Source organism: Faecalibacterium sp. BCRC 81149, assembly GCF_022750605.1.
Taxonomy (GTDB): domain Bacteria; phylum Bacillota; class Clostridia; order Oscillospirales; family Ruminococcaceae; genus Faecalibacterium; species Faecalibacterium duncaniae.
On record NZ_QXJA01000023.1, the window covers coordinates 1 to 21635 of the forward strand.

20 protein-coding genes and 1 pseudogene are annotated in these 21635 nt (G+C 54.3%); 5 read left to right on the forward strand and 16 right to left on the reverse strand.

Annotation, left to right across the window (positions count from 1 at the left end; all coding sequences use genetic code 11):
- Positions 1-895, reverse strand: an 895-nt coding sequence (locus D3F01_RS15010) for a HAMP domain-containing sensor histidine kinase (RefSeq protein ID WP_242889494.1), incomplete at its 3' end; no start/stop codon positions are given.
- Entirely contained in the window at positions 892-1584 is a 693-nt protein-coding gene (locus tag D3F01_RS15015; RefSeq protein WP_242889496.1) for a response regulator transcription factor, read from the reverse strand. The genes D3F01_RS15015 and D3F01_RS15010, both read right to left, overlap by 4 nt.
- Positions 1585-1803: 219 nt before the next feature.
- On the opposite strand from D3F01_RS15015, the gene D3F01_RS15020 reads away from it, so the two are divergent.
- The 5 genes from D3F01_RS15020 to D3F01_RS15040 all read left to right on the forward strand — a co-directional run bounded on the left by D3F01_RS15020 (position 1804) and on the right by D3F01_RS15040 (position 5219).
- Positions 1804-2172 carry a helix-turn-helix transcriptional regulator gene (locus tag D3F01_RS15020; protein ID WP_005927725.1) on the forward strand — a complete coding sequence of 123 codons (369 nt, stop codon included), beginning with the start codon at positions 1804-1806 and terminating at the stop codon, positions 2170-2172.
- Positions 2173-2362: 190 nt separating this feature from the next.
- A complete protein-coding gene (gene mobC, locus D3F01_RS15025) occupies positions 2363-2692 on the forward strand; it encodes a plasmid mobilization relaxosome protein MobC (RefSeq protein WP_117535494.1) in 330 nt (109 codons plus the stop codon).
- Positions 2653-3981 carry a relaxase/mobilization nuclease domain-containing protein gene (locus D3F01_RS15030; protein WP_242889497.1) on the forward strand — a complete coding sequence of 443 codons (1329 nt, stop codon included), beginning with the start codon at positions 2653-2655 and terminating at the stop codon, positions 3979-3981. Before mobC ends, D3F01_RS15030 begins: the two co-directional genes overlap by 40 nt.
- 111 nt (positions 3982-4092) lie before the next feature.
- Positions 4093-4983 carry a Bro-N domain-containing protein gene (locus tag D3F01_RS15035; RefSeq protein ID WP_118564493.1) on the forward strand — a complete coding sequence of 297 codons (891 nt, stop codon included), beginning with the start codon at positions 4093-4095 and terminating at the stop codon, positions 4981-4983.
- A gap of 20 nt (positions 4984-5003) precedes the next feature.
- Positions 5004-5219 (forward strand): hypothetical protein, encoded by a 216-nt coding sequence (locus D3F01_RS15040; protein ID WP_097786359.1) that lies wholly within the window; start codon positions 5004-5006, stop codon positions 5217-5219.
- A gap of 117 nt (positions 5220-5336) precedes the next feature.
- Here D3F01_RS15040 and D3F01_RS15045 read toward each other — a convergent pair whose 3' ends face one another.
- The 14 genes and pseudogenes from D3F01_RS15045 to D3F01_RS15110 all read right to left on the reverse strand — a co-directional run.
- Positions 5337-5537: a transposon-transfer assisting family protein gene (locus tag D3F01_RS15045; RefSeq protein WP_118564492.1), complete on the reverse strand. Its 201-nt coding sequence runs from the start codon at positions 5535-5537 to the stop codon at positions 5337-5339.
- A 3-nt stretch (positions 5538-5540) separates the two neighbouring features.
- Positions 5541-8735: a YodL domain-containing protein gene (locus tag D3F01_RS15050; RefSeq protein WP_242889498.1), complete on the reverse strand. Its 3195-nt coding sequence runs from the start codon at positions 8733-8735 to the stop codon at positions 5541-5543.
- Between the two features lie 99 nt (positions 8736-8834).
- Positions 8835-10914, reverse strand: a pseudogene (locus tag D3F01_RS15055) (DNA topoisomerase 3).
- A complete protein-coding gene (locus D3F01_RS15060) occupies positions 10911-11633 on the reverse strand; it encodes a DUF4366 domain-containing protein (protein WP_242889499.1) in 723 nt (240 codons plus the stop codon). Before D3F01_RS15060 ends, D3F01_RS15055 begins: the two are co-directional and overlap by 4 nt.
- Positions 11623-11874, reverse strand: coding sequence for a DUF4315 family protein (locus D3F01_RS15065; protein WP_242889500.1), 252 nt, complete (start codon positions 11872-11874; stop codon positions 11623-11625). Before D3F01_RS15065 ends, D3F01_RS15060 begins: the two co-directional genes overlap by 11 nt.
- Positions 11875-11892: 18 nt before the next feature.
- On the reverse strand, positions 11893-13878 hold the full coding sequence (locus D3F01_RS15070) for a C40 family peptidase (protein ID WP_242889501.1): 1986 nt from the start codon (positions 13876-13878) through the stop codon (positions 11893-11895).
- Entirely contained in the window at positions 13875-14789 is a 915-nt protein-coding gene (gene dcm / locus D3F01_RS15075; protein WP_242889503.1) for a DNA (cytosine-5-)-methyltransferase, read from the reverse strand. The genes D3F01_RS15070 and dcm overlap by 4 nt, the downstream gene beginning before the upstream one ends.
- A complete protein-coding gene (locus D3F01_RS15080) occupies positions 14786-17188 on the reverse strand; it encodes a VirB4-like conjugal transfer ATPase, CD1110 family (protein WP_242889505.1) in 2403 nt (800 codons plus the stop codon). The genes dcm and D3F01_RS15080 overlap by 4 nt, the downstream gene beginning before the upstream one ends.
- Positions 17115-17540, reverse strand: a complete 426-nt coding sequence (locus tag D3F01_RS15085) for a PrgI family protein (protein WP_242889507.1) — start codon at positions 17538-17540, stop codon at positions 17115-17117. Before D3F01_RS15085 ends, D3F01_RS15080 begins: the two co-directional genes overlap by 74 nt.
- Before the next feature lie 15 nt (positions 17541-17555).
- Positions 17556-18419, reverse strand: a complete 864-nt coding sequence (locus D3F01_RS15090) for a VirB6/TrbL-like conjugal transfer protein, CD1112 family (protein WP_005927770.1) — start codon at positions 18417-18419, stop codon at positions 17556-17558.
- A gap of 103 nt (positions 18420-18522) precedes the next feature.
- Positions 18523-18738 carry a Maff2 family mobile element protein gene (locus tag D3F01_RS15095; RefSeq protein WP_005922889.1) on the reverse strand — a complete coding sequence of 72 codons (216 nt, stop codon included), beginning with the start codon at positions 18736-18738 and terminating at the stop codon, positions 18523-18525.
- A gap of 62 nt (positions 18739-18800) precedes the next feature.
- The gene (locus tag D3F01_RS15100; RefSeq protein WP_242889509.1) at positions 18801-20609 is read right to left on the reverse strand and encodes a VirD4-like conjugal transfer protein, CD1115 family; all 1809 of its coding nucleotides are present in this window, start codon (positions 20607-20609) and stop codon (positions 18801-18803) included.
- The gene (locus tag D3F01_RS15105; RefSeq protein ID WP_242889511.1) at positions 20606-21076 is read right to left on the reverse strand and encodes a PcfB family protein; all 471 of its coding nucleotides are present in this window, start codon (positions 21074-21076) and stop codon (positions 20606-20608) included. The genes D3F01_RS15100 and D3F01_RS15105 overlap by 4 nt, the downstream gene beginning before the upstream one ends.
- 100 nt (positions 21077-21176) lie before the next feature.
- The coding region (locus D3F01_RS15110) for a DUF6017 domain-containing protein (RefSeq protein ID WP_242889513.1) at positions 21177-21635 on the reverse strand (459 nt) is incomplete at its 5' end.

Genomic DNA, 21635 nt, shown 5'->3' on the forward strand with positions numbered 1-21635 from the left:
CTTCCTCACGATAGAAGCGCCGGAAGATGGCAGCCTGATTGCTTTCGGAAATGCCCTTGCCGGTGTCGGTCACTTTGATCTCCACATACATTTCCCACAGCACCACCGACACAGCGATTTTCCCGCCCGCCGGGGTGTACTTCACCGCATTGTCCAGCAGGTTAAAGAGGGCTTCGGATGTCCACTTGCTGTCATGGGAAACGGTCAAATCCTCTGGGCAGTCCACGGACACGGCAATTTCCTTTTTCTCCGCTGCATACACGATCCCACTCATGGCCTGTGCCACAGTATCAAAGAGGCAGACCGGTTTCTTATTCAACTGGATTACGCCCGTTTCCAACCGTGAGGTTTTCACAAGAGCCTGAAAGAGAAAGTCCAGTTTATCTGTCTGGCTGCGGATTCCCCGGATAAAGTCGGTGCGCTCCGCCTCAGTCATGGGCTTTTCCAGCAGGGTATCCGTCGCCATTTTCAGATTGCTTACCGGCGTTTTTACCTGATGGGAAATATCCGATACAAGGGTCTGTAACTCCTGCCGTTCCTCGTCCACCCGGCGACGGTTCTCCTGCATGATCTGGTAAAGTCTCGCCAGCCGGTGCCCGATTCTGGCGAGCTGGGTTTCACTGTCCTCCGGGCGTTTTGGCGCTTCGTTTCCGGTGATCATGTGGTCTAAGGTTTGGCACAGGTCTACGGTAAACTGCGACAGCCGCTTTCCAAACGCCTGCGTCAGTACAAAAATCCCCACAAGGGCGCACAGCAGCAGCGCCCCGCCCGTCAGCAGCACCGCCGTCTGTTTTGTCACAAGAAACAGGGCTATGGTGATCCCGGACATGGAAAGGACAAGCCCCATTGCTACCCGGCCAAATAGACGCTTTACCGATAGATTTTGAAACTTCATTTTGCCTCGCCTCCCGTCCATTGATAGCCCATACCGTAAACGGTCTTGATGTATGGCACGCCTCCGTCGGCTTCAATCTTGCTGCGAATCCGGCTGATGGAGGTTGTCAGGGTGTGTTCGTCCACAAACCTCTCGTCTATATCCCACAGCTTTTCCAAAAGCTGCCCACGGGTCAGCACTTGCCGGGGATTTTTGCGGAACAGGTTCAGCATTTTGTACTCCATCGGGGATAGAGTCAGGGGCTTGCCGTTTAAGGAAGCCGTCTGCTCCGAGAAGTCCAGAAACAACCGCCCGTCGTCGTAAATGTCCTTGGCCGGTTTGTGGTGTTCCAGCATGGCGAACATGGCTTTGATTTTCCGCTGCAAGGCCCCAATCACAAAGGGCTTTGTGATGTAGTCCACCGCGCCCACCTCATAACCCCGTATCTGGTCGCTCTCCTGATCGTTGGCGGTCAGGAATATTACGATGGTGTCCGGGTGCTGAGGCTTTATTAGCTTGCACAGCTCAAAGCCGTTCCCGTCCGGCAGGTTGATGTCCAGCAGCACTAAATCAAATTCCCGCTGGTGGATGGCGTCGGCTGCGGTTCTGGCATTTAGGGCAGAAGTCACGCCATAGCCGTCTGCGGTCAGGTTATAGGCCACCATCTTATTCAAAAAACTGTCGTCCTCGACAATTAAAATCTGCTTCATATCCTCACTTCCTTTGCTTTTTGCAGATAGTATAACAGGCAAATGTCCGCGAAATGTTACAGCGGACGGATTTTTCAAAAAAGGGTTTCTTCCTTATTATAGGATAGCCCACTTTACAATACAATGCTCAAACTATGAACAATAAAGTTTAGCAACAATGCGCTTTGCATCATTTCGCCAATCGTCCATGAACTATAAAATGTATATGGGTGATGCAGAATGGCGAAAATTGAGGACTGTCCCGGCTTTGAAACGTTCGGAGCGGATGTCAAGGCAGCTCGAAAGGCAAAACAGCTTTCCCGCAGTGCGCTGGCTGACATGATACATTGTGACAGCCGGTATCTTGCAAACATCGAAAACGAAGGCACGCTGCCCAGCCTGCCGGTGGTGATTCAGTTGATAAAAATTTGCGGCCTGCCGGTGGAACGGTACTTCAACCCGGAACTCATGCGGGAAGAAAGCGCGGAACGTCAGCGGGTCAGCCACAAGCTGCAGCTTTGCCCGGAAGAATACTTACCCATCGTAGAAGGTGCCATTGACGGTGCCTTACGAATCCATGAACAGGAAAAAGAGCCCGTGTGTGTCTGATTGTCATGCACGGTCATTGAGAGGATGCAAAAGCGTCCTCTTATTTTTTTGCATTTTGCGGGCAAAACGGGGGTGTTGTGGTGTCATAGTAGTGGGGAAAGGTAACGTAGCAAGCATAGGGAGTGTAGCCACTCCCGGCAGAAATGCTTGCTGGGGAGTACCCCAGACCCCCAAGAAACGAGGTGAAACTATGGCGAACCGAACCCGAAAAATTGTTCTGCGTGTTCCCGTGACGCCGGAGGAACAGGAACTTATCCGGCAGAAGATGGCTCTGCTGCACACACGGAATTTTTCTGCCTACGCCCGGAAGATGCTGATAGATGGTTATGTTGTCCACATCGACACCACCGACATCCGGGCGCAGACCGCCGAACTGCAAAAGATTGGTGTCAATATTAACCAGATCGCGCGGCGGCTGAACAGCATGGGGCCGCTGTACACACAAGATGTTGCGGACATCAAAGGAGCGCTGGCGCAGATATGGCAGTTACAAAGATACATCCTATCAAGTCAACGCTGAAAAAGGCACTGGACTACATCGAGAATCCGGCCAAGACGGATGAAAAAATGTTGGTGTCCTCCTTTGCCTGTGCCTACGAAACCGCAGACATCGAATTTGAATTGCTGTTGTCACAGGCCATGCAGAAAGGCAACAATCTGGCCCACCACCTGATACAGTCTTTTGCGCCGGGCGAAACCACGCCGGAGCAGGCCCACGAGATTGGCCGGCAGCTTGCAGATGAAGTCCTGCAAGGCAAATACCCGTATGTGCTGACCACGCACATTGACAAGGGGCACGTCCATAACCACGTCATTTTCTGTGCTGTGGACATGGTGAACCAGCGGAAGTATGTTTCCAACCGGCGGAGCTATGCTTACATCCGGCGCACCAGCGACCGGCTATGCAAGGAACACGGCCTGTCCGTGGTAATGCCCAGTCAAGGCCGGGGCAAGAGCTATGCCGAGTGGGACGCGCACCGAAAAAGCACGAGATGGAAGGCGAAGCTGAAAGCTGCCATAGATACCACCATCCCGCAGGCCAAGGATTTTGACGATTTTCTGCGGCTCCTGCAGGAGCAGGGCTATGAGGTCAAGCGGTGCAAGTATGTGTCGTTTCGCGCACCCGGACAGAAGCGGTTCACCCGCTGCAAAACGCTGGGAGAAACCTATACCGAGGAAGCCATCATCGAACGCATCAAAGGGCGGTTCGTGGAGCGAAAGCCCAAGGAAAACCGCAAAATTTCTCTGCGGATTGATTTGGAAAACAGCATCAAGGCCCAGCAGTCCGCAGGGTATGAGAAGTGGGCAAAACTCCACAATCTGAAACAGGCGGCCCGGACGCTGAACTTCCTGACCGAGCATGAAATCGAAAGCTACCCGGATTTGGAAAGCCGGGTGGCCGAGATCACCGCCGCCAGCACCGAAGCGGCCGCCGCATTGAAAGCAGCAGAGCGCCGACTTGCTGAAATGGCCGTGCTGATAAAGGATGTTACTACCTGTAAGGAGCTGCGCCCGTTGGTGCAGGAGTATCAGCGGGTCGCTGACAAAAAGCAGTTCCGGCGTAAGCATGAAGGCGCCCTGATTCTCTACGAGGCGGCGGCCAAGGCATTGAAAGAGCAGAGCTTTCAAAAGCTGCCCGACCTTTACGCGCTGAAAGCTGAGTATAAGCAACTGGCCGAGCAGAAAGACCAGCTGCAGCGGCAGTATGCCGAAGCCAAACGCCAGATGCAGGAGTATGGTATCATCAAGCAGAATGTGGACGGCATCCTGCGGACAACACCGGGAAAGGAGCAGATGCAGGAACGGTAAATCTGCACAAAATATTGTTCGGATTTTTGAACTGCAAACGCTTAGACTGGGTGGCGTTTCCACCCGAAATCATGTAAAATAGAATTAGACAACGAAAGCGAGGAACCCTCTATGGCAGAAGTGAACGATAACAGCTCTATCCAGCTTTTTGAAGATCAGAAAATCCGCACTGCATGGGATGCAGAAAAGGAAGAATGGTATTTTGCTATCGTTGATGTGATTGCTGTTCTGACTGACAGCGCAGACCCGCAGAACTATTGGCGCGTTCTAAAAAAGCGTCTTAAAGACGAAGGAAATGAAACCATTACAAATTGTAATGGTTTGAAAATGACTGCCCCGGACGGCAAAAAACGTAAAACGGACGTTGCAAACACTGAACAGCTCCTACGCATTATCCAGTCTATCCCATCCCCAAAGGCTGAACCGTTCAAGGCATGGCTGGCAATGGTGGGCAAGGAACGCATCGAGGAAACCATTGACCCGGAGCAGGCCATTGACCGTGCGCTTGATACCTATTTGAAGAAAGGCTACTCCGAAGAATGGATTCATCAGCGGCTTTTGGCAATCCGCATCCGAAATGAGCTGACGGATGAATGGAAGAAGCGCGGGGTGCAAAAAGGCAAGGAGTACGCCATCCTGACCGATGAAATCTCACGCGCATGGTCCGGCATGACCACGGGGCAGTACAAGCGGCTGAAAGGTCTGACAAAAGAAAATCTCCGGGACAACATGACCGATTTGGAACTTGTGCTGACCATGCTGGCGGAAGCATCTACCACGGATATTTCCAAGACTGCAAAGCCGCAGACCTTTGAAGAAAACAAGCAGGTTGCTAAACGCGGCGGCAAGGTAGCCGGTATTGCACGGCAGGCTCTTGAAGCAGAAACTGGCAAGCCCGTTATTACAGAAAAGAATGCGTTTGACTTCCAGCAGCTTGTGACCGACATTGTAGAAGATGCCGCCGAACTGCCGGAGCAGTCTGCCGAAAAGAAAGAAAAATAATAAGATTTGGAGGATTTAATATGAAAATGACTGAACCCTGTAATCTGGGACTTTTAGCCCTTATTTCAGCGGCAGGGGAAATTTCTTATGAAGAATTAAAGCAACGATACCTCCCGCCTGAGCAGCCCGGCGTAATTCAAGGCGTAACGGCGAGTTTTGACAACGATATAAAAACATTGGAAAAAGAAAAATACATTTCGGTACACGGGAATATCATTCGCTTTATCAGAAAGTGATTGACAGAAAAACAGCCGGACACAGCAGCCACAAGGCCACCGTGTCCGGCTATTTTCGTTTTGACAATGACACATTACTTTGATTAAAAATAATGCGTCATTGTCAAGCTGACGGTATTATTCACCCGTAAAATCAAACCTCTGTCCGTCAAAGTCAGCATCGGTCATACGCTCCAACTTTGCAATGGTACCGTTTGCCAGCCGCCGCATTTCCGTGTCCATATCCGGCAGGGCGGCCAGCATCCGTGCCATCGTGCGGCGGCGGTCAGAGGTGTGGTACATACAGATCAAATTTTCTTCTTCTACACTGAAATTCATGTGTCAGACCTCCAATTCCTTTGTCTTTTCCCGTGGCGGCGGTCGCTTGCTCTGCTCCTTTTTCGCGGCATCAAGCTGTACCCGGATGGACGGCTTTTTCGGCTTGGCTGTGCGGGACTTCTTGGCTTTTGGTGCCTTTTCCTCGGCCTTGACTGCGGCGGCAAGGTCTGTCAGAGAGATTTGTTCTCCGGCCTTTGCTTTGGCCTCCAATTCGCCCAGAGAGGGTGCGTTGTTCAACACACCATCAATCATATTTTCGTTTTGTTCCGTGGAAAGTTCTGCGGTGCGCAGCGGATTTTCCCGCAAGAACTCCGGCACCTGCTGGAAGCCCACACTGTCGCAGTAGTGGGCGGTGTCCTGCCCATTCTGGTGCAGCACCACCACATCCGAAACAGACAGCGAGTGTCCCTTGAAATCTGCCGGATAGTCCACATTGAATGTGCGGTAGATGTCCTCCAACGTGGTGCCAGCAGTCAGCGGCGCGGCGTATACTTCCGTATAGTTGGCCTTGTCCACGGTCAAACCGGCAGCCTGCAGGCGGTCGTAGGGCTCAAAACGGTAATCGCGGGTGGAATCTTCATTGCGCAGCTGGTAGATGGAAAAGCTGTCCTGCTGCGGTGCTTCAAAGCCTGCCGCTGCGTATTCCTCTACGGTCATTCCGGCAGCAGCCGCTTCCTGCGCGATCTCGGCCTGCACCTGTGCCTTGTAATCCTGCAAGCTCTGGTCAAAGTCAGCCAGCTTGGGCGGTTCCGGCAAGTTATACTGGCCTTGGTTGAGCAGCGGGCGGCAGTCCTGCACATAGGCCACAACAGCGTTGTAATAGGCCGCCTGTTCCGGCGAAATGTTCTGTCCCTCTCGCAAAGCGGCGGTAGCCGTCTGCTCCATAGCGGAAAGATTGCAATGCTGTTTGAGGTACGGGATAAACTCGGTCAGCACCATTTCCCGCTCTGCCTTGTCCTGCTCCCATGCTTTCGGGCCTTTGTTATGCAGAACAAAATTCTTCCAGTTTTCATCTTTGGCGTAGTATTCGTGGTAGTTCTGGATGTGTTGAACCAAAGAACCCTCTCCGTCACCAAAATCCTGCCGCCCCTCGTAGTTGTCTGGCTGGCCGTTCAGGGTAAAATCAATGCGGAATGCGGTCTTGTCGTACCAGCCACCTGTGTAGCCGTCCTTTTCCCGTTCCGTGTGCTGGGTGGTGTCCAGTTCTTCAAAGACGCGGTTTGCCACGGACAGTGGCATGGTTTCGCCGTCCTGCAGCTTGTCACTTTCACTCCACAGAATTGTGACCGTGGGCTCTGCGGCGGGGTCTGGAATTTTAACGGGTGCGGGAATTTCATTCGCTTTTTCTGCTGCCTCTTGGAACGCTGCCAGCTTGTCGCCCAACAAAACTTCCGACACCTTGACTGTCTGCCCCAGCAGAGCAAGAGCTTCCTGCCCGGCATCCGGCAGGGTCAGACCGGGTGCGTCCAGTTGGCCGCCGTCCAGAGCCTTATTATCCGGGCCATACAGGGTGTAGTCATAGCCGGAATCGCAGGTCTGGATGAACAGCGTATTGCCGTTGTCCAGCGCAAATGCAGCCTCCTGTGCAGTGGAAAGTTCTGTTTCCCGCTGCTGGCGCAGTTCTGCCAGATGTTCGTCCAGTGCGGAGATCAGTTCATGGGCCGTATTGCGGATAATTTCCAGAGAGGCTTTCAACTCGGCCAGTTCCCGGCCCGAACTCCACCCGGCCACATAATCAAAGGAATACTCGGATGTGTCCAGCCCGTAGTGCTGGCAGACAGCATAAGCTACGCTTTCGGCCTGCACCTCGCGGGTGCGGCTGTCCGGGCGGTTGGTCTGTTCCGGGTCGGTGGGGTCGATGGCGTGAAGTTTGGCGTGGGCAATTTCATGGATAGCCGTCTTGATGGTCTGTAACTGGCTCATGCCCTCTTGAATGGCAATGCGGTTGTCAAGCAGGTGGAAATAACCGTGCGCCCCGCCCTCGATGTCCTCAAACCCGATGGGCACCGGGGAAGCTTGCTCCAACGCTTTGAAAAAATCTTGATAGTCCTGCACGCTGCCGGACAGTTCATTCACTGCGATAGATGGCAGCGGTTCGCCCTCGGTCTGGCTGACATCGAACACGGAAACCACCTTAAAGGCCGGAATCTGCACCGCTTTTTCTTCCGTCAGCGGCTTGCCGTCCTTGTCCAGAATCGGCTTGCCCTGTTCGTCCAGCTTTTCCATCTTCTGCTTGACCTTGTACGGCGCAGGAGCAAGGATTTTGATGCCTTTTTCGCCTTTCTTTACGGTGCGGTGGAACGTGTCTTTCCACTTGTTGAAGCCCGCCACCAGTTGGCCGCCCTGCATGGCGATCAGCAAGGTGTTGTTGAAGCTGTAATTGTGGAATTTCGCCATCGTGGTGAGGTAGGCTTTGTAGCGGTCGCTGTCGAACAGCTCTTGAATCCCTGTTTCCAGCCGGTCCGTAATTTCTTTCATCCGTTCCGCGCTGTCTTTGCCGTTCAGGATGATGGGGATAACTTTCTGCGGTTCCGTTTCAGGCTGAACAGGCGGCGGGATGTTGGCCGCATCCCGCAGGATTTCCGATGCAGGAAAAGACAGCACCCGGTATTCCTCTGGCACAGGCTGGCCTTCGTGGACTTTCTGCCACTCGTCCCCGCTTTTGACAAGGTAGCCGTACTGGGTAAATGCACCCTGCTCCTGCTGGGCCACATAGCGGCCAAACTGCGCCGTGTCGATGCCGCCTTTCCATTCGTCCGGCATATCCACCATGCCGGAGCGATTCAGGTAGTAATCTCCTAGCTGGGCAGGCCCGTGCACATCCGGCAGATGCACATAGTAGTCCACGTTTTCGGGAAAGTCGGTGATTCTCCCGATGCTGAAAAGCTCACTCTGCGGGGCTTGCAGGGCGGCGTTCAGCTCTGCGCGTTCCCCGGCAGAAAGCGTTTCCAGCCGTGCGGCCAGAAAGTTCAGTTCGTCCACATTGGATGCCAGCACCAAGTTATAAGGAATTGCAAAGCGTTTTTCTTCCTCGGCAAAGTAGCCGGAAATGAAAAGGCTCTGCGGATTATCGGACGAAATGCCGATTTGCCGCAGGGCTGCTTGTACCTGTTCGGTTGTGGTAGGCAGGTCCAGCCAGACGCCATCCCTGCCTTGCTGCTGCCGATTTTGCAGCTGGATGGAAAATAATTCGCTCATTTGGTCACACTCCTTTTTTTGCTATCCTACGGATAGAGAGAGCCGGTTATGGCAAAATGAATGCTTCACCTTACCATAACCGGCCCTCGTATTTTTGCCTTACTCTTTGCGCTCTACCCGGTAATTGACGTACTTGCCTCCCGTATCTGCCAGAAGCACCGTTGCATCATAGGTTTTGCCTGTCTTTTCGGAATAGAGGCCCTTGACCTTTGCCTTACCGTTTTTGAGCAGAGCAGCGGCGATCTTCGGCGTGAACGCCTTTTTGCGCTGCTCAAAGAAGCGGTCATTCTTCCACATCACGAACTGACAGCTACGATTCCCGCAGTAGAAGTTTTTCTTGCCCTCATAGACGTTTTCACTGCACCGGGGACACTTGCCGATAATAACCCGTTCCGACTGGAACAGGTTTTGCTTATCTGCACTGATACAAGAATAGGTCTTGACCAGCTGGCGCACCTGCGCTTCAATTTCGGCCATGAACTCGTCCGGGTCTGCATTGCCCTTGGCAATCTCGGTCAGACGGTTTTCCCATTCAGCAGTCAGAGCGGGAGAGGTCAGGCTTTCCGGCAGAACCACCGCCAGATTGATGCCGTCCTTGGTGGGGACAAGCTGCTTGCTCTTGCGCTGCACAAAGCCCATTTGCACCAGTTTTTCCAGAATCGCGGCACGGGTGGCGGGTGTGCCCAGCCCCTTGCGTTCTGCGTTTTCCGGCATATCCTCGGCTCCGGCCCGCTCCATTGCTGACAGGAGTGTATCTTCGGTGTAGGCTTTCGGCGGGGACGTGAAATGTTCCGAAATATCAGATACAACAGAATAACTTTGTCCCTCGGTCAGTTCCGGCAGGGTGTTCAGGGTTTCCGTTTCTTCTTCGCCGTCTGCTTTCAGGGTGGAGCGGAACCTCTGGTCGATCTCTTTCCAACCGGGAACAAGCACGGTCTTTCCCTTGGCGGCGAACTCGTTCCCTGCACAGGAGAACACAGCAGTCACAGTTTCGTACTCATGGGGTGCAGCCACGGCGCAGAGCAGCTTGGAGCAGACAAGGTTCAGCAGCTTGCATTCACTCTCGGCAAGACCAGTGAAACCCTGCTTTACAAATTCTGCGGTGGGAATGATGGCGTGGTGGTCCGATACCTTTTTGCTGTTCAGCACCCGGCCTACTTCCGCAGTCAGCGCAAGTCCTTGGGCAAAGGGCAGCAGTCCCAGCAGATCAGACACAAGATGTTGTGCTGTCTGGCCCATGTCCTCGGTCAGATATTGGCTGTCGGTGCGGGGATAGGTCAGCAATTTCTTTTCGTAAAGCTGCTGGGCGTAATCAAGGGTCTGTTTTGCGGTAAAACCGAACAGACGGTTTGCTTCCCGCTGCAATGTAGTCAGGTCATAGAGCTTGGGCGGCTGTTCTGTCTTTTTCTCCCGCTTGACAGAAGAACAGATAGCAGATGCCCCGGCACAGGCATTTTTCAAAGTGTCGGCCTCGTCCATGCTGGCAATGCGTCCACTGTCTGCTTTCAGACTGCCGGACTGGATGCCGACTGTGTAATACTTTTCTTTCTGGAAGCGCAGGATTTTTGCGTCCCGGTCCACCAACATTTTCAGTGTCGGGGTCTGCACCCGGCCTACCGTCAGGGTTTTGTGATACAGCACCGAAAACAGCCGCGTTGCGTTGATGCCCACCAGCCAATCCGCTTTTGCACGGCAGAGGGCCGATTGGTACAGCGCATCATAATCCGAATCCGGGCACAGGTTTGCAAAGGCCCTCCCGGATGGCGGCATCCTCCATGCTGGAAATCCAGAGCCGCTTTACGGGTTTCGTGCAGCCGGCCATTTGGTAGACGAAACGGAAAATCAGTTCTCCCTCCCGGCCTGCGTCGGTCGCGGCGGTCACACTGTCCACATCCGGGCGGTTGAGCAGAGAGCGCACAATTTCAAACTGCTGTTTCTTTTCGTCCGGGACAATGAACTGCCACGGCTGGGGCAGGATGGGCAAATCCTCATACCGCCACTTACAGTATTTTTCATCGTACTGGCCCGCCTCGGCAAAGGACACCAGATGCCCGATGCACCAGCTGACCAGATACCCGCCGCCCTGCCAGTAGCCGTTTTGCTTTTCAGTGGCCCCGATCACGGCGGCGATGCTGCGGGCTACACTGGGCTTTTCGGCAATCACCAGCTGAAAGCTCATGTTTCGTCCTCCTGTCCGTCCTCTGAATGAATCTCGATTTCAGCAGGTTCCTCGTCTGCATCCTCATCCTCGCCAAAATCGTATTCGTCCAAATCATCGTGGCCGGTGGTGTCGGCCTTGGGTTTGCGGAACTTGAAATAATAGAGGGCCGCGCCGCCGCCCGCCAGACCCAGCACCAGCAGGATCATCAGACTGCCCATGCTGGACTTCGGTTTTTCCTGCGGCGTTTCAGTGTCAGTTTTCACCGCTTCCGGGGCCGTGCAGTTCCGCAGGCTCTTTTCACACAAAGGGCAGTTTTCGTTGACACTTCCGGCCTCACATTTCACCGTGCAGGTGCAGACCTCGGTTTCCTGCGGTTTTTCATCCAGCAGAGCCAGCAAGTCGGCATCATCCACTTGGTTCAGGAAGTGGACAGAGGTTTCTTTGTCCTCGTTGGCGCGGTCAATGAGAATGTAAAAATAATTCCCGGCTTTGGTGGTCACGGTGATAAGCTGTTTGTCCCCGTAGAAATCATCCACCAGTGTTGCGTTGCCTTTGGGCGTGATAGGTACACCCTCCGGCTCCATGCCGCCCGTAGTCGGTTCTTCCTCGGTAATTTCCGGCAGAGGCTCCGGGGCTGGGTCAGTGCCGCTTGCAAAAGCAGGCATGGAGAACGAACAGAGGCAGAGCAGGATAGCCAGCAGTCCGGCAGCGAAGCGGTTCCAGTTGTCAGGTTTCATCGGCGGCATCCTCCTGTTTGTGGTACGGGGTGACGGTAGGAGCGGCGTTTAGCGCACCGCTGCGCAGGAAGGCCGCGAACTCGTCCGGCTTCATGTTCATGCTGCGCACCAGCTGAATGATCTGCAAGTTTTCCTGTTCAATCTTTGCAGCTTCCAGTTCTTTCAACTGCTGCTGGTATTCAGAGATTTTTTCTTTGAGCCGTTCAATGTCGCGCTCAATGCGGGAAAGTCTTTTTGCCATACAAAATCCTTTCTGGCGTCACGGTAAACGCCCATAGCTGTAAAAATGTTCCTGCCAATATTTTGAGTTGAGATTTGTGTAAGAGATGGGGTCGCCGCAGTGCAGCATGATGGAATTGCCCACATAGATGCCGCAATGGCTCACGCCGGGGGTATCGTAGGTTCCCTTGAAAAACACAAGGTCGCCCGGTTTGACCTGCGCCGCTGAAACAGGGGTGCAGAGGTTGTAAAGGCCCTGTGCCGTCTGGCGTCCCACGTTCCAGCCGGAATGATTCAGCACCCACGAAATGTAGCCGCTGCAATCAAAGCTGGTGCTGGGTGAACTGCCGCCCCACACATACGGGTAGCCGATGTACTTTGTCGCTTCCTCCATCATGGCGGCGAACCTATCATCTTTGAGGGCTTCCGGGGGAATATCGTAATAGGTAGGCTGCTTGATGGTGGACGCATTGGGGTACTGCGCTTTGCCAAACAAATCCGGCCGGTTGCCCAGTGTGCGCATATAGAGCGAATAGGCACTAAGCTGTTCTTCGGTCAGCACTTCCACGGGCAGATGGGATAAATCCTTGTTCTTCAGCTTGACGGTGCAGATGTAGTATTCATACGGTTCTTGGTAAGTGATAACCTGCGGCACACCATACGGGCCAATAATGACCATCATTTTTGTACGGTAACGTATCTGCATGGTCACGGTCTCGGTCAGGATGTACTGCTTTTCAAAGAGCATTTCAAGTTCGCCCTGCACCTCGGCCAATGTAAAAACGCCATCATGGAGCGCGGACAAAATCGAGATCAGCACATAGGGGTCATGCTCGATTTCGTCCAGATAAAAATGGTATTCATCGTAGTTGTGGGTGGCCTCGTAGGTGTCGAGATACCGTTGCAGTTTTTGTTCCAGCTTGGCGTAGGCTTTCTCTGCACCCAGCATATCCTTGTCCTTGGAAAAGTAAGAGGATGCCGTCACGCCGGTCCCAGCGGTGCCCGCCATCACCGTGCAGGACTGCAAGCCCGTTATCAAGAGCAGAGCCAGCAGACCGAACACCGCCACGATCAGAATGGTTTTCCAGTTCTGGGCAGCAAATTCGGCCACCCGTTCGCCGCCTTCGGCTGCCAGCTTTGTTACCCGGAAACCATTTTCTGCGGTAGTGGCTGCACCCTGTGCGGCGGCTTGTCCGGCCTGCCGTGCAGCTTTGGCGTACTGCTGTTTGATACGCCGTTTCTGCCACATCCGGGAAATGGGGTTGCTGGCAGACTGCGCAAGCTGTGGGTTATCCCGCAACGACTTCTGATAGAAATACTCGGCGTTGGCCGAACGCAGTTCCCGTTCTGCCTTTTCCACGGCCTTGTAGGGCTTCATCTTGTGGTGCCGGATGCCGCTGCGGATGGCCTTAGCGGTCTGACGCTCCACCAGTTCTTCACCTTTGTGGCCGCCCTCCACGCCCACATTTTCGTGTTCGACCTCGTGGATTTTTCCGTGAGCGAACAGCAATGCTTCCGACAGCGGGCGGCTGGCCGGGTTTGGTTTCAGGCTGGGCGGGCCTTTGTCCTGCTGTTCAAAGCGCAGGGTGGATTTCGCCTTGCCGCTGGCGGCATCGTAGACTTTTTCTTTGACCGGGACACGCTTCTTCGGCAGAGCGGCGCGGGCCGCATCCAGCTTGTCGGCCTTTGCTTCCGCCTTGTGGATGTACGGCTGCAACTCCGGGTCTGCCCGTTCGTCCTCGGTCAATTCCAAACGGGCAGCGGAACGGTGCAGACCATCTTCACTTTTGGCGGTGGCCGCTGTTTCTGCTGCCTTTTTCGCTTTCTTTTTATTTTTATGCCCGTCCTTGATGTCCTCGGCCCGTTCCAGAATTTTTTCGGCCTTGCCCTCGGCATCCGTGGAGTAGTCCTGTTCCGCTTCCCGGCAGGAAACATTCTCCACAGTGCCGTCAGCCTGATTTTCTACCACCAGACCGTCACGGGTCATGGTCTGGGTGACTTTGGCTCTCGCCTGCAATTCTTTCAAGGTGCATCACCTCCGTTCTGAAAATATGGGCAGGGCGAACACTTGCCCGTTTCAATATCCGCAATGTATTTGAGAAGCGGGAACACCTGCGGCGGCGAAACTGCATTGCCCAGTGTTTTCATCCGCTTGCTGCGGTTCGGCACATCTTCGGTCAGACGCGGGATGTCGGCGGGTTCTTCGGCCCAAAGGGAATGTCCGTCCATTTGCGCGGGAAACCCATCAGCCACTCTACCCAGTCCGGGTTGAGGTAGGGCCTTTCCAGCGTGGTGGGGGTCATGCGGTAGACCACATGAGAGAGCCGCGCCGTCCATGCTTTGCCATCCTTGTTCATCTTGCGATAGCTGCCGTTCGCAGAGATTTGGATGTCCAACCCCTTGCCCACATCCCCGGTGTCGCTGGCAAGGGGTGTGGGAAGCAGCGGAGCCGATGATGAATACCCGTTTCCGTTCGTGCCACGCGCCAACGGCAGCAGCAGGTAATACGAAAACCCGAACATCGTAACCTGCCTGCTCCAAGTCAATGAGCGTTTTGTCGAGCCCCATACGGAGGAAGCCAGCAACATTTTCTCCAAGCACCCAACGGGGCTGCAATTCCCGGATGACCCGCAGCATTTCGGGCCACAGGTAGCGTTCATCGTGGAAGCCGCGCTGCCGCCCTGCGGTGGAGAACGGCTGGCACGGGAAGCCACCTGAAATGAGGGTGACGGTGCGAAGTCCTGTTTTTTCAAAGAAAGCCTCCTTTGTTACAGTGGTGATGTCCTGAAAACGGGGCACTTCCGGCCAGTGGCTTGCCAGCACAGCGGCGGGAAATGCCGCCCACTCGCATTGACAGACAGAGGTAAACCCCGCTGCTTCCGCGGCAAGGTCGATGCCGCCGATGCCGGAAAACAAGCTGAAATGTGTTAAGCTCATAGCTCCACCACCTCGCTGAGCCGGGTGGTCATGATCTTATAGAGCTGTGTGTTTTTCGGGATGGGGTTGGAAAACGGAAGCACCACGTTTTCAAAAATCAGCAGTCCTTCGCCCGGTTCCGAATTGTCGATGTACTTCTGCTGGTCTGCGGAGAGGTTCAGCCGTTCCGAAAGGATTTTGCGGTCGCCGGATGCCTGATTCAGCAGCGTGATGAAGTCGCTGTTTTCCAGAATGTTCTCAATCTCCGGGGAAGAAAGAAGGTCCTTCACATTTTGGGTGGCACCTGTGGGCACGCCGCCCCATTTGCGGAAGCGCTTCCAAATCTCGGCACTGTACGCGGCGGTCTGTTCTTCTTTCAAGAGCAAATGGAACTCGTCTGCAAAATACCATGTGGCGCGGCCCTGACTGCGGTTCTGGGTAACACGGCCCCATATCTGGTCTTGGATAATGAGCATCCCCAATTTTTTTAACTGTTTTCCTAACTCTTTGATGTCAAAGGCCACAAGCCGGTTGTGGATGTCCACATTCGTTTTGTGGTTAAACACGTTCAGCGAGCCGGACACATACAGGTCCAATGCCTGCGCTACCCGGTCCGCTTCCGGCAAGTGTTGGTCGAGCAGGGCTTGGTGCAAATCGGAGAGGATGGGCATATTCTCCGGGCAGGGGCTCGCCAGATAGGGGCGGTAGATGGCTTTCACGGCACGGTCTATCACGGTGCGTTCGATCGCTTCCAGACCTGTTTTGCCGCCCATGACCAGCTCACAGAACGACAGCACAAAATCCGACTTCAAGGCCAGTGGGCTGTCATCTTCGGAATAATTCAGGTTGATGTCCAGAGGATTCACATAGTCCTTGCTGGTGGGCGAAAGTTTGATGACCTGCCCATGCAGCCGCTTGACCAGCGGGTAATACTCGGCCTCTGGGTCTGAAATAAAAATATCGTCAGCAGTCGTTAAAAACACACTGACGATTTCGGACTTGCAGCTCATGGATTTGCCGCTGCCGGGAGTGCCCAGCTTTAGGCCGTTGGGACACCGGGCCTGCTTGCGGTCCAGCATGATCATGTTGTGGGATTTTGCGTTGATTCCGTAGTACATGGCCGCACCGCTCTGGAAAAGCTCCTGCGTGACAAAGGGCACGAACACCGCCACGTTGGAGGTGGTAAGGCTGCGCTGAATCCTTATCTGGTTGATGCCCAGCGGCAGACTGGACACAAGGCCCTGCTCCTGCTGGTAGTCCAGCCGGACAAGAGAGCAGTTGTACTTCTGCGCCACACCTGCCGCTTGGAACACATCGTTGCCCAGTTTTTGCTTGGTGTCGGCCACATTCAGCACTAAAAAAGTCAGCATGAAAAGCCGTTCGTTCCGGGTCTGCAATTTGTTCAGCAGCTTTTTGGCATCCTCGCCGTAGGTGGCAAGGTCGCTGGGGAGGATATCCATGTCGTACCCGGAACGGACAGCCTTTTTCTGTTCCTGAATCTTCATAGCATCAAGGTCTGTGATTTTCCGTTTGATGGTTTTGATGGCCTCGGTCTGGTCGATGGCCTGCACATGGAGATTGACGAGAATCCCGCTTTCCGTTTTGAGAAAGTCGGCCAGCATTTCGTCTGAAAGTTCCGGCGCAAGGATTTGTAAAAAGCTCACGGCTCCATACTTGCCGCCCAGCCCAAAGGTCTTGGCCGTGCCGAAGCAGAGGGAGGACGGGGCCACAAAGTCCTTGGTAGATAGGCCGGAGGGTGCCAGCCAGTCCCAGCTAAAACGGAACGGTTCGCCGTCCGGGTGGAAGATGCCGTGCAGCACCTCCAAACGTTCCCGCCCATCCATGACGTGTGCCACGCAGCCCATGGTCTTGAAATGGCCCAGCAGGTCAAGGCCAATGCGGGTCAGCCGAGCCCGTGCGGTTTTCAGGCTGTCGGCATCGATGGTGAAGGTCAGGTATTTCGTTTTGACAATGCCGTTGTTTCCGCTGGCAAGCTGCTTTTGCAGGATGGCGGTGTACTCGGCGCGGATGTCGTCGAAATCATCTCCCTGCGGTTCGATCTCAAAACTTTTTGCGTACTGCACCGGGTCAACCTTGCGATTCAAAAACGAAAGCTGCACATGGATGGAAGCATCCACATAGTTGTAGAGGTCGCACAGGTGTTCAAAGATGGCGGTTCTTGTTTCCGGCTGGGCCAGCTGATAACTGATGTCCTCAAAGGCAATGCACTTGGAGAATGTGCGTCGGTCAATGCGGCACACACCGTCCGGGTAGATGGCCTCATACGGGATGGTGGCCTGTGCCGTGCGGGGCTTGCCGTCACCCTTGTACTTGCGGAGAACGGCATCAATTTCTTTTTTCTGGGCGCGGGTGAGCTTTTTGGGCTTTTCGGTTTCGCGGGGTATCGTTTTTCTGGACAATGGCCTTTACCTCCTGTTCCATTTGGTATTGCCGCACAAGGGCGGCGTAAGCATTGTTGGTCTGATAGGGCCTTTCCTTGGGACGGATAAAGCAGCACTGAATCATTTGCTGAATCACTACTTCAAGGGGCTGGCTGTGCCGCTCAAACAGAGCGAACAGCAGTCCCGGCAGCATGGCAAAAATCATCAGCAGGGCCGCTGCACTGTTGGAAAGATAGTTCCGGGCCAAAAAATAAAGCGGCCCGCCCGTGAGGAGCGCACCGCCGAAGCAGACCAGCTGCCGCTTGGTCAGCCCGAATAAGACTTTGGATTTTACATGGGTCAAATCTTTGGGAACGGTCACATACGCCATTCAAACGCTCCTTTCTCAATGGGCACCGAATACGGACTTGCTGATGCTGCCGGTCTTGAACAGACAGAAACAGAGTAGCACGGTGTAGCCCATGCAGCCCCAGATGGCCCCGGCAATGTCCGCCGCGCCCGAAATGTTGCGTATCAGCACCGCGTAAATGCCCACGACAATCATAATCAGGAACGCTTGGAAACCCAGTGCCAGCAAAGATTTCAAATAATTCTGCCCGGTGCTGCGCCACTCGCTGCTGCCCATGGTCGCCAGCGGGATGGGGCCTAACGCCGTGACCACATAAATTTCAATCATGCGGCCGTAGGTCACAAGGAAAATACAGATAGACAGGATGTTCATGGTCAGGCCCACCACAAGGGTCTGGAACCACAAGCTGAGCAGACTGCCAATGGTCATGCTTTCCAGCTGAAATTCCAGTCCGGGTATCAGGCGGTCAAAGTGGATGGATGTTTCACCGATGATAACGCCGGAACTTTGGTTGACAACGCTCTGGGTGGCATCGAACACACCCATAACGATATTCCATGTGTTGCTGACAATGAGGATGGCAAAGGCAGACTTGAAAATCCAGCGGAAGAACATGGAGGTGTCGAAGTCGTGCATATTGTTCTTTTCGGTAATCATCTGGATAAGCTCATGGCACATCACAAGGGCAAGGATGGCCGCTGCAATGGGCAGCACCACCGTTTCGGACAAGCTGCGCAGCATATTGAAAATGCCGCTGTTCCACGCCTGCGGGGTAGAGCCGACATCCGAAGCGATTTCGCCCACCTTGGCATTCACGTTATCGAACAGGCCGGAGAGGTTGCCCGTGATACCATCTATCAAAATGCCTTTTATCCATTTCTCGATGATCTCACTAATCAAGCAAAGATACCTCCTTTCCCGCGCCCTCCCGGTTCGGTGGGAGAGCGCGGAGTAGGATTTTAAGTGTTCGTTGTTCGGAAAATTGTGGGCAGCGATGCAGGACTTAGCCCAGCAGCCCGGACAGCAGCGGGACAAGGGTCACGCCGATCAGGGCAACGCCGCCGCCCGCGACCAGCTGCTTCACGCCCTGGCTCTTGCTGCCGGGGTTATCCTGTCCATAGCCCTCCAACAGGTTGATGCCACCCCAGACACACAGGGCACCGCCCAGACCGACCACAATCGTCTGCAAAGTATCAACTGCGCTGTTGAAAAATTCCATAAGGTCCTCACTTTCTGCCGCTTGTTCTGCGGCACTCAAAAATTTTTTCAAAAAATGCCGCCTCATTCGGCGGCTGCATCTTCATCCGACAGGTCGATTTCGTACAGGTCAAAACTTTCGTCCTGTGCGACTACCTGCTGCCGTTTCCGGCGCAGGGTGGATAAGAACCTGTCCACATCAAAGGTATTCTTTTTGTCCGCATCTGCAAGGTACTTGTAGTGCGGGTGTTTGGTAATGTCGAACTTCTCCGAGAAGAACGGTCTCACACCCCGCAACTGCAAAATACATCTGCCGCCGTCCATGATTGCGATTTCGTCCTCTGACATCAACGCCTTTCCTAGTTTTTGATAGTTCAGTCCGTGGGAGGTTTGAGAACCCCGGTTTTCGCTGGTGTTGAAACTGTCGATAGTCTCTTTCCCCAGCGCATCGGAGATCTCTTTGGCATTTTTGCCCCGCCCACTCAAAAAGAGAACAGAATCGCAGTTGTCCGAAATGATTTCGGTTGCATCCTTGTAGATGGCTTTCAGCTGCGACTGGCTCTGCAAAATGATGGATGCCGAGATTTCCCGGCTGCGGATGGTGGCAATCAGCTTGTCGAAGTTGGGAATCTGCCCAATGTTGGCGAACTCGTCCAGAATCAGCCGTACATGGACAGGCAGCCGACCGCCGTATTTATCATCCGCACGGTCACACAGCAGGTTGATAAGCTGGCTTTGGAGCATGGCAAGAATGAAGTTGAAGGTGGTGTCCGTGTCGCTCATAATCAAAAACAGCACGGTCTTTTCATCCCCGATGGTGTCCAGCTCCATTTCATCGTCCTCCATCAGTTCACGCACCTCCCGGATGTCAAATGGGGCTAAACGGGCACCGCAGGAAATGAGAATGGAAGAACGGGTCTTGCCCGCCGACAGCAAAAACTTTTTGTACTGCCGGACGGCGAAGTGGTCCGGGTCTTTTTGTTCCAGCCGTTCAAACATGAGGTCCACTGGGCTTTGAAAGTCCGGGTCGTCCTCGCGGGCTTCACTGGCATTTATCATTTCCAGCAGGGTGGTGAAGTTCATTTCTTCTGCCGGGGCCTCGTACCAGATGTAGCCAATCAGAGCCGTGTAGAACAGCCGTTCCGACTTCACCCAAAAATCTTCTGCTGATTTCTCACCCTCGCCCTTGGTGTTGGCGATAAGGGTATTCACCAGCTTCAGCACGTCCTTTTCCGAGTGGATGTAAACAAAGGGGTTGTACTTCATGGACTTGGAAAAGTTTATCGTGTTCAGGATTTTCACCCGGTAGCCCGCCCGCTGGAACATTTGGCCTGTTTCGAGAACCAGTGTGCCTTTCGGGTCTGTGACTACGAATGAGGTGGGATAATCAGACGTGGGAAAGCATTGCATGAGGTTGGGCTTGACGTAAAACCGCGTCTTGCCGCTGCCGGAGCCGCCAATCACCAGCACATTCTTGTTCCGGGCCGTCTTGGGGTCTTTGGGCCGCCCGGTCATGGTCAGGCGTTCGGTCTGGGTCAGCAGGATGTTGTTTTCAAACTTGGGGTCGATGTAGGGGGCAATATCCTTGGCGGTGCCCCACCGGGCAGAGCCGTATTCTTCACCCTTGCGGTACTTCTTGGCGTTCTTGCCCTTGCTGTACACAATGAGACGGACAGCCACCGCCCCAACAACGCCCACACACAGGTCAAACGGGTGCAGGCTGGGCAGCGGGCTTGCAAAGGCGGCGGAGATGCCGCTCGTTAGGTGCAGCAGCTTGGCCGAAGCATCCGCGCCCGCCGACAGACGGTACGTCTGCCCGCATTTGGCAAACAGGTACACGAACAGCAGATATGGCAGATTCAGCACCAGCAGCCTTTTCAGTTCAGGCTTCATCGTTCCAGCCCCCTTTGCTTGATTTTTTCCTTCGCACGTTTCGGCTGCTGGGCGGCTTTCTGCTTGGCTGCTGCCAGCACCTTGCGGATGGAGGGCCGCTGCTCCTTGGAGAGCGTTTTGGCGGTGAACTCCCGGAACGCCTGTTCCAGATTGTCCGCATCCTTGGCCTTGAAGATCACGATGTAATGGGGCGGCTGAGTGGTTTTATCCTTGCGCAAGGTAAAGTCCACGCCGTACTTCTTGGCGCAGGGCTTAAACGCCCCGACGTTCGCCTCCGTGACTTCAATGTTGGTCAGGGCCGCGCCGTGGGCTTTCAGCTGTTTCAGGCTTTGCCTGCCGTGATGCAGCTTTGGCCCCTTGGCCCGGTGCTGCAAGTATTTTTTCAGTGCAGCTTGCAACGCTTGGGCGGTGAGTTTGCCCGTTTTCATGGACAGGGCAATGGTTTTCTGGGTGACTTCTTCCTGCAATATGAATCCCTCCTTGTTGCAGAAAATTCAGAGCGGCAGCTAGGGTGGAACCACCAGCCGCCGCAGGTAAAGTGTTCTCATGGATGGGTACTCCTTTCGGTCAGGTGTTGGGCGGGCGGCCCCAATCGGGCTGCGCCATATCGTGCGCCACAAGGGACGCATAGTAGCTGTTGATGGTGCTGGGCGCGTTAAAAAGCATGGCCCGCAGGTATTGCTTGATGTTGCGGACTTTGGTGGTGTTATCCCGCAGGCAGTCCATGACGAACTCGATGTGATGGCTGTCCAGCTTCAAGAATTTCGCCTTGACCAGCTCTGCCGGATAATCGTCCCCGGCCACCCGGATGGACTTGCGGCTGGTGCAGACCGTTTCCAGCAGGATGTCCACGATCTCGTCCAGCTGCTCCCGGTCTATCCGGGGATTCTGAGTGAGGGTGTCATACTCGATGTTCTCCAAAATCAGGTCCCGGTAGATTTGATAGGCCGCTTCCTTTCGGCTTCCTGTCCGTTCCGGCAGCGATGCCGCTGTCTCGTCCTCGTCCAAAGGCAAGGGGTTTGGGGA